The 262-nt window shown below is 69.8% G+C and carries 1 pseudogene; it reads right to left on the bottom strand.

The features are described 5' to 3' along the window. Nucleotides 1-262, bottom strand: a pseudogene (locus SB751_RS31955) (sensor histidine kinase); the annotation flags it as partial.

Genomic DNA, 262 nt, shown 5'->3' with positions numbered 1-262 from the left:
CCCGCTCACCACCTCGACCGTCGTTCCCCTCGGCGTATGCTCGAGCGCGTTCTCGATCACGTTGCGCAGCGCCCGGCCGAGCGCTTCCGTGTGACCGCGGATCGTCGCGCCGCCTGCATCGACGAACGTGATCGAACGGCCGCGCGCCACCGCGAGCGGCAGCAGGTCGGTGGAAACGTCACGCGCCAGCGCACCGAGGTCGACGCGATCGTCCGCGGCAATTTCGACCGTGCTCGCCTGCGCCATGTCGAGCATCTGGTCC

The sequence above is a fragment of the Cupriavidus sp. SIMBA_020 genome (assembly GCF_046535395.1).
GTDB lineage: Bacteria > Pseudomonadota > Gammaproteobacteria > Burkholderiales > Burkholderiaceae > Cupriavidus > Cupriavidus campinensis.
The sequence above is the reverse complement of the archived record's forward strand: the minus strand, read 5'-3'. Positions and strand labels throughout refer to the sequence as shown.